The sequence below is a fragment of the Polyangiaceae bacterium genome (assembly GCA_020633235.1).
Taxonomy (GTDB): Bacteria; Myxococcota_A; Polyangia; order Polyangiales; family Polyangiaceae; genus JACKEA01.
In genome coordinates this window covers 1,116,535-1,133,114 of sequence record JACKEA010000001.1, presented here as the reverse complement: position 1 = coordinate 1,133,114, position 16,580 = coordinate 1,116,535, and the positions used below count along the sequence as shown (strand labels likewise).

The 16,580-nt window shown below is 68.0% G+C and carries 6 protein-coding genes; 3 read left to right on the top strand and 3 right to left on the bottom strand.

What is annotated here, in order from left to right; genetic code table 11:
* Window positions 1-19: 19 nt before the first annotated feature.
* A complete protein-coding gene (locus H6717_05040; GenBank protein ID MCB9576371.1) occupies window positions 20-11,368 on the bottom strand; it encodes a tetratricopeptide repeat protein in 11,349 nt (3,782 codons plus the stop codon).
* A gap of 97 nt (window positions 11,369-11,465) precedes the next feature.
* The gene (locus H6717_05035; GenBank protein ID MCB9576370.1) at window positions 11,466-12,308 is read right to left on the bottom strand and encodes a tetratricopeptide repeat protein; all 843 of its coding nucleotides are present in this window, start codon (window positions 12,306-12,308) and stop codon (window positions 11,466-11,468) included.
* 92 nt (window positions 12,309-12,400) lie between these two features.
* On the opposite strand from H6717_05035, the gene H6717_05030 reads away from it, so the two are divergent.
* Both H6717_05030 and H6717_05025 read left to right on the top strand, forming a co-directional pair.
* Window positions 12,401-13,297 carry a 3-hydroxybutyryl-CoA dehydrogenase gene (locus tag H6717_05030; GenBank protein MCB9576369.1) on the top strand — a complete coding sequence of 299 codons (897 nt, stop codon included), beginning with the start codon at window positions 12,401-12,403 and terminating at the stop codon, window positions 13,295-13,297.
* A gap of 3 nt (window positions 13,298-13,300) precedes the next feature.
* Entirely contained in the window at window positions 13,301-14,077 is a 777-nt protein-coding gene (locus H6717_05025; protein MCB9576368.1) for an enoyl-CoA hydratase/isomerase family protein, read from the top strand.
* 2 nt (window positions 14,078-14,079) lie between these two features.
* On the opposite strand, the gene H6717_05020 is transcribed toward H6717_05025, so the two are convergent.
* Entirely contained in the window at window positions 14,080-14,691 is a 612-nt protein-coding gene (locus H6717_05020; GenBank protein MCB9576367.1) for a DUF2378 family protein, read from the bottom strand.
* Between the two features lie 77 nt (window positions 14,692-14,768).
* Between H6717_05020 and H6717_05015 the strand changes: the two genes are divergently transcribed.
* Window positions 14,769-16,565, top strand: coding sequence for a hypothetical protein (locus tag H6717_05015; GenBank protein ID MCB9576366.1), 1,797 nt, complete (start codon window positions 14,769-14,771; stop codon window positions 16,563-16,565).
* Window positions 16,566-16,580 lie beyond the last annotated feature (15 nt).

The window sequence follows — 16,580 nt, the reverse complement described above, 5'->3', positions numbered from 1 at the left end:
CGACCTCGCCTCGGTGACTTCAGCCGCCCTTGAGCTCAGCCAGACGCTGGGCAGCGCGCTCGAGCTTGTCGTCGCTCTGCACGGCGCGCTCGAGCATCTGGATGGCCTTGGACTTCTCGCCCATCTTGTCGTGAACGTCGCCCAAGTACATGAATACCTCGGCCTTGGTGATGGGGCTCGAGTCGTCCAGCTTCTGCAGCAGCAGGGCGCGGAACATTTGCTGGGCCTTCTTGAGGTCCTCGGCCTCGAGGGCGACCATGCCCAGCTTGCGCAGGACCTGCACGTTGCCGGGCTCGATGCGGAACGCGCGATCCAGCTCTTCGAGAGCCTTCTCCGTCATGCCGTCCGCGAGGTACGCGTCCGCCAGCCGGCGATGGATCTCGCCCAGCTCCTTGGAGCGCTTGCCGCCGTAGCTCTCGACGATCTTCTCGAGCACCTCCGCGGCGGCCTTGCCGCGCCCGGAAGCGCTGTAGGCATCGCACAGAGCCAGCAGGATCTCGCGATCCTCCGGAGCCAAGGCGCTCGCCTTCTCGAGCAGCTCCGCGGCCTTCGCGGGGTCCTTTCGCTCGACCTCGTGGATCTCTGCCGCACGACGATACAGCGCGATCTTGTCGCCGTCGCTCTCGGCAAAGTCCGCATCTTGGGCTATCAGCTCCGCCAGCTTCTCCCACGCGGAGGTTTGCTGATACAGCGCGCGAAGGCGGTCGCGGAGTGCTTCGTTCTTGGCGTCGACCTCCAAGCCGCGCTCGAGCGCCCGGGCGGTGGCTTCGGGATTGCCGAGCTTGTCGTGGGCGTCCGCCAGTGAGAGGGCCAGCCGAACGGCCTCCTCGCCCTCGCTCATGGCCAGCAGGCGATCCAGGATCTCTGCCGCGTCCTTGTAGCTCTCGTCGGCCTGGTACAAGCGAGCCAGAGCCTCCAGCGCGCCGCGATGGTCGGCCTGGCGCTCGAGTACTTCGCGGTAGGCGGCGATGGCCTTGGGTCGATCCGACAGCCGCGAATCGTAGATCTCGCCGAGGCGAACACGGAACGTGAGCTCCGCGTCCACGTCGCCCCGCTCCACGGCCGCGGCGATCTGAGCGGTGAGCAAGTCTGCGAGCTCTTCGTCGCGCTCGGTCTTCTCGTAGAGCTCGCTCAGCGCGACGACGGCCTCGCTGCGGCTCGGTTCTTCGTCGAGGACGGCGCGCAAGATGTCGATGGCGCGGTCCGGCGCTTCGAACTGTTCCTCGTTCAGCTTGGCCAGCTCGAGGCGCAACGTACCGCGCTCTTCGGGGCTTTCTTCCAGGTCGATCAAGCGCTCGAGCAAGCGGCCCGAGTCCTCGAAACGACCCGTGGCGGTGTACAGGCCGCGCAGCGCCGTCGACGCTTCCTTGTCCGTCGGGTCATCTTCGAACAACTGGTCGTAGATCGAGATTGCCTGCTCGGGGCTCTCCAGCTTGTCCCGCGCGATGGAAGCTGCGCGGTGACGCAGCTCGCGCACGACGTCGCCCTGGGCGCGCAGCTCACTGCGACGCACGAGGAGGTCGAAGGTCTCCTTCCAGTCGCCCTTCGCCTCGCACAGCTCGGTCAGCTCGCCGAGGGCCCACAGGTTCGTGTCGTCGGCTTCCAACAGCTCGCGCAACACCGCTTCCGACAGCTCCCCGTCCCCCGCCACGGACGCCAGCTCTTTGGCCTCCCGGTAGAGCTCTTCCTTGCGTTCAGTGTCGAGCTGCAGCTTGGCGCGACGGCGCAGAGTGGCGACCAGATCCCGCTCACGTCCCGGCGAGCGTTGCAGCTGCTCGATGAGCACCAGCACCTCGTCGCTCTGAGCATCGAACTCCAGTGCCTTGTGCAAGGCCTGCTCTGCGCCTTCGAGATCCTGCATCCGGTCCCGCCGCCAAGTGGCAAGCCGCACGCACAGATCGCGAGCACTGTCGGGCAACAGGTCCGGCTTGTCTTCTATGGCCTTTGCCAAGGCCGTGCTGGCGCTTTCCCAATCACCCGTCACCGGCGCCAACCGCTCGAGCTCGTCGAGCAGCGCAGGATCGGACGGATCGTCGCTCAGGCCTTGGGACAGCACCCGCTGCGCCGCGGCGGCGTCCGAGCAGTCGTCTTCCAAGACCTTGGCCAGACTACGGCGCATGTCGATGCGCTCGCCGGGCGTCTCGGCAAAGCCGACACGCTTCTCGTACAGCGCAGCGAGGCGATCCGTGCGCCCAGAGGCTCGGTACACGCCCTCCAGCACCTCCGCGGCTTCCTCGAACAGGTCGCGCTGGTCCGTGAGCTTCTCCAGCTCGCGGGCCGCGCCTTCGTGATCCGGCTTGCGCTCGAGGGCCATTCGGAACGAACCCAGTGCTCGGGCGGGTTCTTCGAAGCGCTCCGCCTGCACCACGCCGAGGCGATGGTAGAGCTCGGCCTGATCCGCGTCGGATTCCTCCGCCACGACCCGACGCTCCAGGATGTCCGACAGCGAGGGATAGTCCTCGGTCTGGGTGTACAAGCGATCCAGCGCAGCGAGGAGCTCCGGCTGATCCCCTGCTTGCTCCACCGCACGCACGTAGGCCTCGATGGCGCGGGGGGAGTCCTTCAAACGCTCCTCTGCAATGCGACCGAGTCGTGCGTAGAGGTCCTTGCCCACCTCCGGGTCGAAGGTGGACTGGGCACGCTCGCCGAGTGCATCGGCGTAGCGCTGCCAGCCGCTGCTCGCTTCCGCCAAGCGTTCGATGTCGCCGTGCAGATCCGCCGCGTCGGGGCGCTCCCCCAGCGCACGCAGCAGCGCGGACAAGGCTTCCGCGGGCTGGCCAAGGTGAGTTTCGTGGGTCTCGGCGATGGCCCGCAGCGTTTCCGCCCGCACCGTGGGCTCGGTTTCGACGCTGAGGCGCATTTCGAGCACCTCCGGCAACAGCGCCCAGCGAGTCGTGCTGCGCAGCACCGGCACCAAGATCCCCGTTACGGTATCCCTGAGGTCGTCGTGCTCACGCCCGATGGTGAGCACCGCACGAACCGACGCCTCGTCCTCCGGCGTGTCGTCCAGCACCATGCGGTAGGCGTCGAGGGCCTCGTCCCATGAGCTCAGCTTGTCCGCCAGGATGTCGCCCGTCTCCCGCCGCAGCCGGGCGCGCTCGGCGGCGTCCTCGGCACGGCTGGCTTCCAAACGCAGGTTGTCGAGCAACTCGGGCCACATCTCTTCGGCGCGGTACAGGCGCCCGAGCGCGGTGATCACTCGTGAGTCATCTGCCTTGGCATCCAACGCTCGCCGCAGCATCTCTATGGCTCGGGGCTTGTCCGCGAGCTTCTCTTCGTGGACTTGGGCCGCGCTGGTGAGCAGCTCGTAGCGAAGATCCGCGTCGTCCGCGTCGGTGAGCTCCACCCGACGCTCGTACAGCTCCACCAACGGCTCCGCCTCGCCGCTCGCCTCCCGCAGCTCGATCAGGCAATCGACCGTGAAGGCGCTGTCCGGTTCCAGCTCCAGGGCCCGCTCGTAGGCGGCAATCGCGCCTTCCTGGTCTTCGAGCATGTCCCGCTTCGCCTCGCCGATGCGACGCCAGAGGCTTGCGCGCTCTTCGTCGTCCAGCGACAGCTCCGCCTTGGACTTCAACACCCCGACCAGGACCTGCCAGTCGCTCAGCAGCGTGGCCAGCTGCTCCATCTTGGCGAGCGGCGCCGGGTCCGTCTCGTCGGTCTGCCGCAGGCGCTCGTAGGCATCCAGGGCTGCGCGCGGGTCATCGCGGCGCTGATCGTGCACCTCTGCGAGCTTGGCCAGCACCTCGCGTTTTGCCAGCATGTCCGGGTGCTTTTCGACGGCAGATTCGTAGGCCTTCGCCAGATTGTCCCAATTGCCGGTGACCTCGACCAAGCGCTCGTACTCGGAACGTACGTCCCCGTCGTCGGGGTCCAGCTCGAAGGCCACCCCCAGAGCGCGACGGGCGCGATCCGGATCCTGACCGCGGCTCTCCCACAGCTCCGCCGTCTCGCGCAGCACGGCGACCTGCTCGGGAGCGCTCTCCGCCAGCGCGTAGCGTTCCTCGTTCAGCTTGATCAGCCGCCGCCAGTCGTCCGTACCCTCGTACAACGGGCGTAGGATTTCGACCACGCGCTCCTTGTAGATGTCGTCGTCGAGCAAGGTCTCGAGCTCTTTGACGGCTGCCGAGTTGGACGGGACCGTGCGGACGATCTCCTCCAGCTGGTCGATGGCACGATCCGTGTCACCAATGCTCCCTCTGAGGAGCTGCGCCAGGGCTAGGCGATGCACCGCTGCTCGCTCCATGTCGGAAGCGAGCTCCGCTCGCCGCAGGTACAGCTCGGCCAGGTCGTCCCAGCGCTCCGCGCCGCGGTACAGCGAGGTCAATGCGTCGAGCGACACCTCGTCTTGCTCGTCCACGTCCAGCGCGGAACGATGGGTATCGATGGCGTCGTCCTTGCGGTCGAGCTCCTTCTCGAGCAACTCCGCGATGGTGTGTAGCGCCGCGAGGCGCTCCGCCGGCTCGAAGCGGTGGTCGAGCGCCGAGCGGTACAGCTCCACGCGCTCTTCGTGCGCGTTCGTCTGCCGCAAGATGCGGTCGATGGCGTCGAACAGCTCACGACTCTCGGGATCGAACGCCAGCGCCCGACGGTAGAACGAGAGGCCCTGATCGAGATCGCCGAGCTCGGTGAAGAGCTCGCCCGTGCGACGCGCGAGCTTCGCGCTGTTGTCGTCGTCCCCGGGCAGCTCGGCCAGCTCGGCGGCATAGACCTCCGCCAAGCGCTTCTCCGCGCCCGCTACCTTGGCGAGGCGCTCCAGCTCCTGAACGGTGCTCTCGTCCGCGAGGTCCTCGTGGAGGAGCTTCGCCGTGGTCTCCAGAGCCGAGGAGTAGTCTTCCTTCTGCTCTTCGTAGAGCTGCGCCAGCCGGCTCAAGAGCTCCCGCCGCTCCGCCGGATCCTGCTCGTACTCCAGCCGCGCCTTGATGGCGGACATCACCTTCTCGAAGTCCGCTCTCGAGAGGTAGACGGGTTCGAGGATCGACGCCGCGCGCGCACGATGCTCCGCCTCCGCGGCGTTCGCGAGCAGTCGCTCGAGCTCTTCGATCGCCGCGTCGTGCTGCTTCTCGATCTCGAGCGCGCGCTCCAGCTCGTCGAAGGCACGGCCAACGTCGTTCTGACGCTGCGAGGCCACCCGCGCGATCTTGACGTGGAGCATGGGCTCCGGATCGGACGCTGCATCCAGCTGCCGCTGATACAGATCCGTGAGCTCGCTCCAGCGCTCCTCGAGCGTGTACAGCGACTCCAATGCGTCGATCGCGTTTTGGTCGAGGCCATCGTCGAGGATAGCCTCGTAGACCTCGATGGCGCGCGCGTTGTCGTCCAGCACGTCGGCGAGCAAGCGCGCACGGCGGAACATCAGCGTCTTGCGCTCGTCGTCGGTCTCGACGACGTCCGCGCGACGCTCCAGGATCTCCAGCAGGTTCTGCGCGTCCCCGGCCTCCTCGTACAGGGATTCCAGGGCAGCGAGAGCTCGCCGCTCGTCGGAACGGAGATCCAGCGCCTTCTGGTAGTACTCCTTGGCCAGCTCCCGGTCGGCGAGCTGATGGCGTGCGAGGTCCGCGATCTTGAGCGTGACCTCCAGCTGCACCTCGCCGTCGAAAATGTCCGCGACGACCTCCGTGAGGATCTTCACGTAATCCGCTTGACGATTGGTCGCAGCTGCAAGCCGCTCGATGTGCTCGAGCCACGGAGCGAGCTCCGTGTGCCCCGCGGCATCGCGAACGGCGCGCTCCGCGTAGCCGAACGCCTTGCCGGGATCTTGGAGGGACGTCTCCGAAATCTGGATGCACTTTTCGAGGCCCTCCAGCTTGTGGAACAAGTCCTCGCTGGTGCTGACCTCGATCTCGAGCACGTCCAACAGGGCCGCATGCTCGCCGTCCGTCTCGTAGATGGGATGCAGGATCTCCGCTGCTTCACGACGCCAGCGGGAATCGTCGGAAGACAGCAGCGACTTGAGAGCCGCGCGGCTGGCCTCGTGGCCGGCGTCCAGCGTCAGCGCACGGCGGTACACCTCCAGCGCACCTTCGATGTCACTCAGATGCTCGCGCCGCAGGTCGCCGAGCTTGGCCAGGATGTCGAGGCGATCGGCGTCCGCCTCCACCAGGTCCAGATGCCGCTCGTAGGTGTCCGCCAGCTCGTCCCACTGCTCCGTGGTTCGGTACAGCTTCTCGAGCGAAGACAGCACCTCGGAGTCCGGCCCGTACTCGTCCAACACCGCGACCCAGGCGTCGATGGCCTCGGCGGGGCTGTCGAGCTTGCTGGCCAGCACGTCCGCCGAGCGGACCAAGAGCTTCCGGCGGAGGCCCGTCTCCTCGCTCACGTCACGACGGCGAGCCATGACGTCGACCAGATCACGCCAGCGCTCGGCCTCTTCGTACAGACGGTCGAGCGCCGCCAGCCCGAGCTCGTCCGCGGGGTTCTCCTCCACCCGAGAGCGCCAAGCGTCGATGGCGCCCGGATGATCGCCGAGCACTTCCTGGCACAGCTCGCCGAGACGGCCGAAGAGCTGCTTTCGCACGTCGCCGTCCTGCTCCATCTTGACTTGCGTGCGGAGCACCTCCGCGAGCTTCTCGTGCTGCTCTCCGGCGACGTAGATGCGCTCCAGCGCGCGCGCGGCGGGCAGCACCAGCTCGGCGTCGCTGTCGTCGAGGGTGAGCACGCGCCGATAGGTCACCTCGGCCTGGTCGCGATCCGAGAGCAGCTCCTCGTAGATCATCGCGACCTTCATCAGGATCTCACCCTTGAGGCCGGGCGTGTCCGCTGCGTCGGCGGCCTTGGTGAGCACTTCTGCCACCCGGGCGTGGGCGCCCACGCGACGACCGATCTCCAGCAGCCGTTCGCGCGCATCGGAATCCAGCGGATCCATCGGCACCAGACGCGCGAGGGCGTCGAGCGCGCCGTCGTCGTCGTGCATGCGCTCGTCCCGGAGCGTGGCCACGCGGCGAAGCAAGTCGCGCCGCTCGTCGGCCAGCGCGGTGTCGTCCGGCTCCTTCTCGATGGCCGCGTCCAACTCCTCCAGCCGGATGCCGAGCACCCGTACCAGGTCGCGGATCTCGTCCCGGGCCTCGTACACGGATTCCAGCATCCGAGCGGCACGACCGCGCATGCTGCCGATCTCGAGGAGCTTCTCGGCCAGCTCACGACCGTCGTAGTCGTTGGGGCGCTCCTGAAGCACGTCCTCGACGTGGAAGACGGCCTTGTCGGGCTCGTGGAGCTTATCGAGCTGCAGGCGACTCAGCCGGAGCTTCAGCTCGAGCAGCTCGTCACCCGCCGCGGTTTCCAGTCGCCGCTCCAAGAGGCGCGCCAAATCCGAATGACGCTCCTGCTTCGCGTACAGGCGATCGAGCGCACGAATGGCCACGTCGTGCGTAGGCTCCGCTTCCAGGATGCGTTCGTAGTAGCTGGTCGCCTTGGGAGCGTCCTCGATGATCTCCTCGCAGATCAGCGCGACCTCCACGAGCATCTCGGTCTTTCGGATCGGATCGTCCGTGGCCTGCGACGCGCGGTCGTAGAGGGACTCCAGCTCGCCCCAGCGCTCGGCGGCCGTGAGGATGTCCTTCAGCCGCGAGAAAGCGCGCTCGTTTCCGGGCTGGAGCGCGAGCACCTTCTCGAGATAGGGCGTGGCACCGATGGGATCGCCCAAGCGATCTTCGTGCAGCCCCGCCGCGCGCTCGCACAGCTCGATTTCCACGTCCGACTCGAGCTCGCCGCGCAACACCTCGCGAAACGCTTCGCCTAGATCCGTAGGCCGCCCCGCGAGCACGGCAAGAGACTCCGCGCGATCCCAGAACCCGAGCTCCGTGGGATAGGCGCGCACTGCCGCCAAGATGGCATCGAGGGCGTTGCCGTAGGCGCCGAGCTTCTCTTCGTGAACGTCCGCCAGGCGCGTGTACAGGGTCTTCTTCTCTTCGTCGTCCGTGACCTGCTCCAGCATCACGACCAACGCCTGAACCTCGCGCCGAGCCTCTCCGCCGGTGGCGTACTGCTGAGCCAGCACCTCTGCGGCTCGGGCACGCGTGTCCTCGCGGTCCATCAGCTTCTCGAGCACGGACATGGCCCGGGCATTGCCGGGATCCAGCTCCAGAGCACGAACCGCGGCCTCCAAGGCGGGGAGGTGCGCGTCGAGCTTGTTCAGGTGGATTTCGGAGAGCTCCACTTCGCGCTGAGCCCGCTCTTCCCCCGCCAGCTGATCGCGATGTTGCTCGATGACGCGTGCCGCACCCGCGGCATCGCCGGCGTCCATCAGCAGGCGCGGAAGCGCCCGCAACGAAGCGAGGTCCGCAGGGTCCGCCTCGAGCACGCGGCGATGCAGCGCCACCGCACGCTCCGCCGACTCGAACACCTCTTCTTCCAGCGTCGCCCACTCTCCGAGGATCTGAGCCCGAGCGGTGTTCGAGGGGGCGTTGGTCACTCTCAGCTCGAGCAACCAGCGCAAGTCGTCCCGCCGATCATCACGGCGCAGCAACACCTCGAGCGCGGCGGCGGCTTCGTCGTCCGACGGATCCCGCTCGAGGATCCGTTTGTAGGTCGCCACGGCCTCTTCCGTCCGCCCCAAGTCGTCGGAGTAAACCCGAGCGAGCTTCAGCTCGAGGCGACGACGCTCGTCCTCCTGCAGGCCTCCGCCGCTGGGCGCAGGAGCCCGCTCGCCGCCCTTCTTCTTCTTCTTCTTGCGACCGCTCCGCTCGCTGACCGCGGGCTCCGCCGGGGGATCGCCGGCGGCGCCGGCCAGACGCGTTTCCAACGCCTGAGCGAAGGGCTCGAAGGCACCCGCGACGCGGGACGCCTCTTCGAATCGCACCAGGACGTCGTCGCGCTCCGGCGCGATCTCGTAGGCCTTGGCGGCGTAGGCCGCGGCCGCCTTGCGATCCGACAGCCGATGGCCCGTGATGTCGATGATCTTCTCGAGCAGCGCCAGCTGCTCGTCACGCTCCGCCTGAGTCAGCAGTAGCTCGTACAGGGCGGGCAGCCGCGCCCACTTCTCGTCCTCTTCGTACAGCGGGATGAGGGCTCGCGCGGCGCGCACGTCCGAAGGACGGGTCGCGAGAATGCGCTCGTAGGAACGGAAGGCTCGATCCGGCTGGCCGAGCTTGTCTTCGTAAACCGACGCGGCGCGATACGACAGCTCCACCTTTGACTCGTCGTCCTTGGCGCGATCGGCAGCGTTGCTCAGGACCTCGACCAGCCCTTCCCAGTCGTTCTGCGACCCGTACAACTCGGACAGGCCGTCATAGTCGCCGCCCGCGAGATACGACTCGCGAAGAACGCGCAGGGCGCGGTGGTGTCCCGGCGACAGCTCGAGCACGCGGCGCCAAGCGCTGGCAGCGCGCTCCGCGTCGTCCAGGTGATCGGCGTACACGCCGCCCAGACGCGAAAGCACGTTGAGACGCTCGGCGTCGTCTTCCGTGGCGGCCACGCGGCGCTCGAGGACGTCCGCCAGGGTGGCCCAATCCTTGGCGCGCTCGGCATGGCGCTCCAAGGCGTCCAGCGCCTCCTTGCGACCGGGGTCCAGCTCCAAAATGCGCTTGTACAGCGTGACCGCGTCGGCGCTGCGGTTCAGACGCTCCGCCGCCAGCTGGGCCATCTCCTTGAGCACCGGGATGGCGCGCTCCCCCTGGGCGTCGGCCAGCTCCTTTTCGTACAGCTCGTACAGCGCGGGCCACGCGCGGCGCTTGCGGTAGAGCTCGTGCAGCCGCTCTCGCGCCTCGGTGTCCGTGGCGTCCGTGGTGAGCAGGGCTTCGTAGGCCTCGATGGCGTTCTGGACGTTGGAGAACTGCTCCAGCCAGCGCCGCGCAGCGGAGCGAAACAGCTCCTTCTTCTCCTCGACGTCGGAAGTGATCTCCGCAAGGCGAAGCTGATTGGTGAGGAGGTCGCGCCAGCGCCCGAGCTTCTCGTACAGCGCCACCAGCTCGCGGACCTCGTCCACGTCCTTTTCGTCGAGCTTCTCGTCGAGCTGCACGATCTGGTTGAGAACGCTCACCAGCGCCGTATCGCTCTTGATGTATTGGCGATACACCGTGGCGACCTCGCGCAGGATGCCGATGCGGACCTCGTAGTCGTTGGCGTCCACTCGCTCGAGCTGCTGCCGCAGGAGCTCGACCAGCGCATTGTAGCCCTGTGTCTGCTTGTACAGGCGCTTCAGCGCGTCTCGCGCCTCGGTGTTGTCCGGGTCCTGGCGCAGCACGCCCTTGTACTGCTCGATGGCCTTCTGAGCGTTGGCCTGACCTTCCGCCAGCCGCGCGATCTCCGATGCCAGGGCGGTCTTGTCGGGCCCGTCTTTCATTGCCCGCTGAGCGTTGGACAGCACGTCCATCAAACGACCGTCGTCACTCAGCTCGGCGGCGTACTCCCGGTAGAAGTCGAGCATGCCGGGGTGAGCCGGCTCGAGCTTGGCAATGCGCTCGAACCAGGCCTCGGCGTCCTTCGGCCGCGCGGCGCGCTTCCAGTACAGCATCGCGATCTGCAGCATGTCCCCGAGCCGCTCGGGGTTGGTCAGATCCTTGGCCTTCAGGTCGCGCTCGTACAGCGCCACCAGCTCGTCCCAGCGCTCGGCGCCCTCGTAGTATTCGCTGAGGAACGACATCGCCTCGGCGTGATCCGAGCGATCCTTGAGCACGCGCTCGTAGGCCTTCGCGGCCCGCTCCGCGTCGTTCAGCTTGCGACGATGGAGCCGCGCCAAACGCACGCCACACGCGACGCGGTCCGCCGCGATCTCGGCGCGATCCGCCAGGCGCTCGAGCACCCGCGTCACTTCTTCCCAGCGCCCCTGCTGTCCGTAGATGCGCTCCAGCATGCGCCCCGCCCGGACGTTGGTCGGGTCCAGGCGCACCGCCTGCTCCAAGCGCTCGATGATCGCGGCGTCGTCGGCGTCCGCTCCACCGAAGCGCAGCTCCATCTCGGCTGCGCGCATGAGCATCGAGCTCTTGTAGACGTCGTCCGGCGCCTGCTCCGCCTCCTGGGAGTAGGTCTCGACGAGATCTTTCCACTTCTCGCGCTTGCCCTCGGCCTCGGCGACGATCTCCGTGGCAGCTACGTCTCCCGGGGCGAGCTCGAGCAAGCGCCGCAGCGCCGCCAAGGCGCTCTCCTGATCCAAGAGCAGCTCCGAGAGTACGCGCGCCCGCTCGCGCAGGAGCTCCACCTCGCCGCCGCTGCCCTTGGCGACCGCGACCTCGATGGCGAGCAATCCCGCCACCGCGTCCACCTCGCCGCGCTCGGCGTGCATCGCCCGCGCCCGGGAGAGCAGCTTGAGAAGCTCGTCTGCCTCGAGGTCCCGATCCTCGGCCTCAGTGGAGCTTTGTAGGGAGTCCCAGGCATCCTGGGAATCGGGGTCGTCCTGAAGCTGTCCGAGAGCCGTTCGGATGGTCTGCGAGTGCATTCTCCAACCCGTCGAAAGAGCCGTTGTTTTCGCACGCCCACGCCGCGCGAAGGGCCCGACAGTACGCCGCGCGCCGGGGGGTTACAAGCCTTGCAAATCAGCGATTCCTTTGCTCTTCCGACGCGCTCCGGAGGCGGGCGAGGAGTCGCTTCTGGGCCCGCACGGCGCGGGGACTGGCGCCCAACCGCTCGGCATCTCGCAGGGCCTCGGCGGCGGCGTCGAGCCGACCCATCCGGAGCAGCGCCCAGGAGCGCCCCAGATGGGCGTCCGCCACCCGCGGGCGAGCCGCAATGATGGCGTCGTACTGCTGCAAAGCGGCCGGGGCGTCGTCCCGCATCACCGCCACCGTCGCGAGGCCGATCCGGTTCTCGAGCGCCCTCGGGTCGGCCCGAAGTCCGGAGCGGTAGGCCACGACGGCGCCGGGGAGGTCCCGCAGCTTGAGCCGCACCACACCCAGCGCGTGCCACACCTCGGCGTCGGAGGGGGCACGACGCGCTGCTTCCTCGAGCCGGGGCTCGGCCAGCTCGACCTCGCCCCAGCGCGCCGCGCGCAGCCCCCCCTCCTTCGGCCCCGCCGCATCCTTGGGCGCCACCTGTGCGGCGCGGTCGTACATCGACAGCGCCTCGTCGTAGCGATGGGCGAGCTCGTAGGCGTGCCCCATCTCGATCCAGGGGCTCGGGTCTCCCGACGGCAAGTACTTGGCGAGCTGCTCCGCTTCCGCGGCGGCCCGACCCAAGTCCCCCGTCAAGGCGATGATTCGGATCAACAGCCGCCGCTCCTTCAGCGCGTCCGGATGCTGCTTCAGGTAGTCCGAGAGCACGCGAATGGCTTCGCCGTTCTGTCCCTTGTCCACCAGCATGACGGCGCGCTGCTCGGGCGTGGGCTGGGTGCCGGCGCACGCTACGAGAAGGGCAGCGATGAGCAGCACCGTTCGTCGCATCGAAGCGCAGCCTACCTCAAGCCTCGCGATTGTCATGACGAGAGCGCTGATCCCTTGCGCGCCAGGGGACGCGGAGCTACTCGGCCCTCACCATGAACTCCAGCGACATCAAGACCATCGCCGTCATCGGCGCCGGGCAAATGGGAGGCGGCATCGCACAGGTGGCCGCTCAGGCGGGCTATCAGGTGCTGCTCAGCGACGCCTCCGTGGAACTGGCCGACAAGGGCAAGGCCAAGATCGGCAAGATCCTGGAAAAGCAGGTGGCCAAGGGAAAGATGAAGGCCGAAGACCGCGAGGCGCTGCTGGAGCGCATTCGCACCTCGGCCACCGGTGGGGGTCTGGAGTCGGCGGACCTGGTGGTGGAAGCAGCCACCGAGCAGGCCGACGTCAAGATCGGGATCTTCAAGGCGGCGGACGCGAAGATGCGGCCCGACGCGATCCTGGCCTCGAACACCTCCAGCATCTCCATTACCCGCCTCGCCGGGCAGACGTCGCGAGCGGATCGCGTGATTGGAATGCACTTCATGAACCCGGTCCCCCTCATGAAGCTGGTGGAGATCGTGCGCGGTGTGCAGACCAGCGCGGAGACCCTTCAGACCATCAGTGCCCTGGCGGAGAAGCTGGGCAAGACCGTGATCACGAGCAAGGACCAGCCCGGCTTCGTGGTCAACCGCATGCTGATTCCGTTCTTGAACGAAGCGTGCTTCGCGCTGCAGGAAGGGCTCGGCACGCCGGAGGACATCGACATGGGCGCCAAGCTGGGGCTGAACCACCCGATGGGCCCCCTCGAGCTCGCAGATCTCATCGGTCTGGATACGCTGCTGTTCATCGCGGAGGTGCTCCACCGCGAGTTCGGCGACGACAAGTACCGCCCCGCCACGCTGCTCCGCAATCTGGTCGCTGCCGGCTGGTACGGTCGAAAGGTCGGTCGCGGGTTCTACGTGTACGACGAAAAGGGCCAGAAGGTCGGTCGCGCCTTCGAGAGGTGAGCCATGGCTGAGACGATCTTGGTAGAGGGCGGCGACGGCATCTTCACCGTCACCGTCAATCGCCCCGACAAGCTGAACGCCCTCAACAAGCAGGTCGTCGACGAGCTGACGCACGCGTTCGAGGACCTCGCCGCGAAGTCCGCACGGGTGGCGATCCTCACCGGTGCCGGCCAAAAGGCGTTCGTCGCCGGAGCCGACATCGCGGAGATGAGCGCCCTCAGCGCCGTGCAAGCCAAGGCGTTCGCCGATGCCGGGCACAAGCTCGGCTACGCCATCGAGAACGCACCCTTCCCGGTCATCGCCGCGGTCAACGGCTTTGCCCTGGGAGGCGGCTGCGAGCTCGCGCTGGCGTGTGACTTCATCTACGCGGCGGACACCGCGCGCTTCGGTCAGCCCGAGGTGAACCTGGGGCTGATGCCCGGGTTCGGAGGCACGCAGCGGCTCAGCCGTCGCGTGGGCCCCGCCCGAGCACGGGAGCTGGTGTACACCGCAGACATGGTCAAGGCGGACGCCGCCCTGGCCATGGGCTTGGTCAACGCCGTGGTGCCCGCCGCGGAGCTGCTCGAGAAGGTGCGCGCCGTGGCCGAGAAGATCGCGTCCAAGGCTCCCATCGCCGTGGCGTCGAGCAAGCGGGTGATGGTGCGCGCCGCCGACGCGGATCTGCCCCTCGCCAACGAGCTGGAGGCCACCGCCTTCGGCGCGCTCTTCGACAGCGAGGACATGCGCGAAGGGACCCGCGCCTTCGTCGAGAAGCGGGCAGCCAAGTTCCAAGGCAAGTAGCGTCAGCTCCAGCTACCGCGGTAGCTGGCCTGACGGTCGTCGAACTCGATCAGCTCCACCTTCACGTGGCCAGCGCCAGCAGCCTCCAGCGCTGCCACCAACGCGCCGCGCAGGCCGGAGAGCGTCGTCTCCTCGTACAGGTTCTCCGGGTAGCGAACGCGAAGCTCCACGGCGCCCACGCCTTGATGAACGAGCTCGATGGTAGTGCCCTTTCGGAATGCGCCCCAGCGCCGCTGGAGGCCCTTGAGCAATCGTTCTGGAGAGAGCAACAGGAACAGCGCGCGGTAGAGCGGACGGGTGAGCAGCAGCAAGTTGCGCTGGCGCGTCCACTCCGAATACGCAGTGACGCCGACAGTGCCGGGCTCGAAGTGCACGTCGCGAATCGCCATCATGATGGAGTTGGCGTAGACCTCCGGCACCCAGCTGCTCACCGGGGGTGGCTCCAGCACCAGCTCGCGAAGCTCGCGGGGGAGCTCGGAGATCACGCTCTCCAACCCGTGAGAAGCGAGCGCGTCGCGATACACCGACGCCTTCACCTGACACTCGGGATGGGAAGAAAGCCCCCGAGGCAGACGTTCCAGATATCGATCGACGCTGGGCAGCCGTTCGACCATGACGAGGCACCCACCATAACGCGAGTTGCGACAAACGGAGCTTCGGTGCGAAGGTGTCGCTCGGCGGGACTTCCCACATGGCCAAGACCTTCGCGACCCTGCTCGCATTGGGCACAGTGACTCTCGCTGGCTGCCACGGCTGCGAAAAGGACAAGCCCTACACGCCCTTCGGAGTGGCCTCGACCCTGGGTAGCGCCGGGCCGGCGCCCTCCGCCAGCGACGACGCGCCGGACGCGGGCGCCACGGACGCCGAGGCGGGTTTCGCAGCCCGCCCGGCGCAAAAAGCGCCGCCGAACGCCACGCGCTGGACCCTCGGCGGCCGCGCCCTGACGGCGCCCAAGGGCCGCGCCTTCGAGCGCGCCGTCAGCGCCGACTTCGACGGCGACGACGCGATCGACGTGGTCAGCTGGACGGTGCCCGTTTCCGGCGACGGCGAGCGCGGCGAGCTCTGGCTCCACTCCGGGAACGGCAGCGAGAAGAAGCTCGCCACCCTGCCCGGCTTCGTCCCTTCCGGTCCTACCTGCAAGCTGATCCCCGAGCTGACCCTCACGGGTCCGAAGAGCGTCACCCTCGACGTGCGCGCGGACTGCGGCGCAGACTTTTTGGCGCGCACCCCGGAGCGCGCGCTGCTGGTGGTGGCGCCCGCCTCCGAGCACCCCGTGGTGGTGAGCTTGCGCGTGGCGCGCCCGGCCCCCGACGAGGACCTGTCCCTGGGCGTGACCACGACGGATCGCGACGGCGACGGCCGCGACGACGTGCGATTGGCCGTGACCGTCCGCGCGAAGGGCAGCGAACGCCCTGCGAGCGCGGAGCTCGTGTGGCTGGACCGCGCCGCCGGCGCCTCGCGCGACGCGAGCCAACCCATTGGCTCTCTCGGACGCGTCGCCGCGGGTGAGCTCTGGCGCGCCAAGCGCAAAAACCTCGCCGCGAGCGTGCAATCCGGCGTCGACAACATCCGTCGCTTGCTGTCCTCCTTGTGCGGAGCGAGCGGCACCGCGCGGCTGTTCGACGCCGAGGGCGCGCCACTGTCCTGCGGCAATCTCGGCATCGTCGTCGACCGCCTGGGAGTGGCCGAGGTCACCGCCGCCGTGACGCGCAAGGATGCGCTGGACGCCTTCGGCGCCCTCACCCGCGACGGTCTGTACTTCGGCCACATGAGCGACAAGCAGCGGAGCGCCTGCGAAAAGCTCGCCGACAAGCTGGCGCCCCGCGTCGAGCCCGTGAGCGGTCCGGACATCGGCGCCCGCCCCGCGTCGAGCTCCGCGCCGAGCTTTAGCCCCCTCGCCTTCGAAGCAAACGGCGCGCTCCTGATCCGCAGCCAGAGCAGCGTGGTGCGTGTACTTCCGAACGGGGAGGAGCAGGCCCTCGACGCCGAAGCGGGCGTAGCGCCGTGGCCCCTTGCCATCGTCTTGGCCAACGGCAACACCCTGGCCAACGTGGTGTACGCCTGCGATCGGAGCGAGGCGCTGCTCTCGTACCAGAAACCCGACAAGTCCTTCGCAGCGCCGGTCGTGCTGGGGCTTTTGTCTCCGCGACCGGGTGCTTGTGCCGGTGGCAAGCTGCCGAAGCTTCCGCCGCTGTCCCCGCTCTCCGAGAAGCCCGCCGGCTTGGAAGCCATCGTCGCGGGAAAGATCGTGGGACCCAAGACCAGCCCCGCCGAGGCGGCCCTGAGACCCCAACCCCACGGCACCGCGCGCTCCCCGGATGGACGCTGGCTGGCGCTCGCCGCACCCGGAGGCGTGTTGCTGCACTCCACGGACAAGGACGAGCTGTGGACGATCCCCGGCGTCCTCGAGCACTGCGTCGCCGCCAACGACGGCAAGGCCGTCGCTTGCGTGGTGGGCGGCCGCGCCCGGGTCTGGCGCCGGCCCTGATCCCTATTTCTTTTG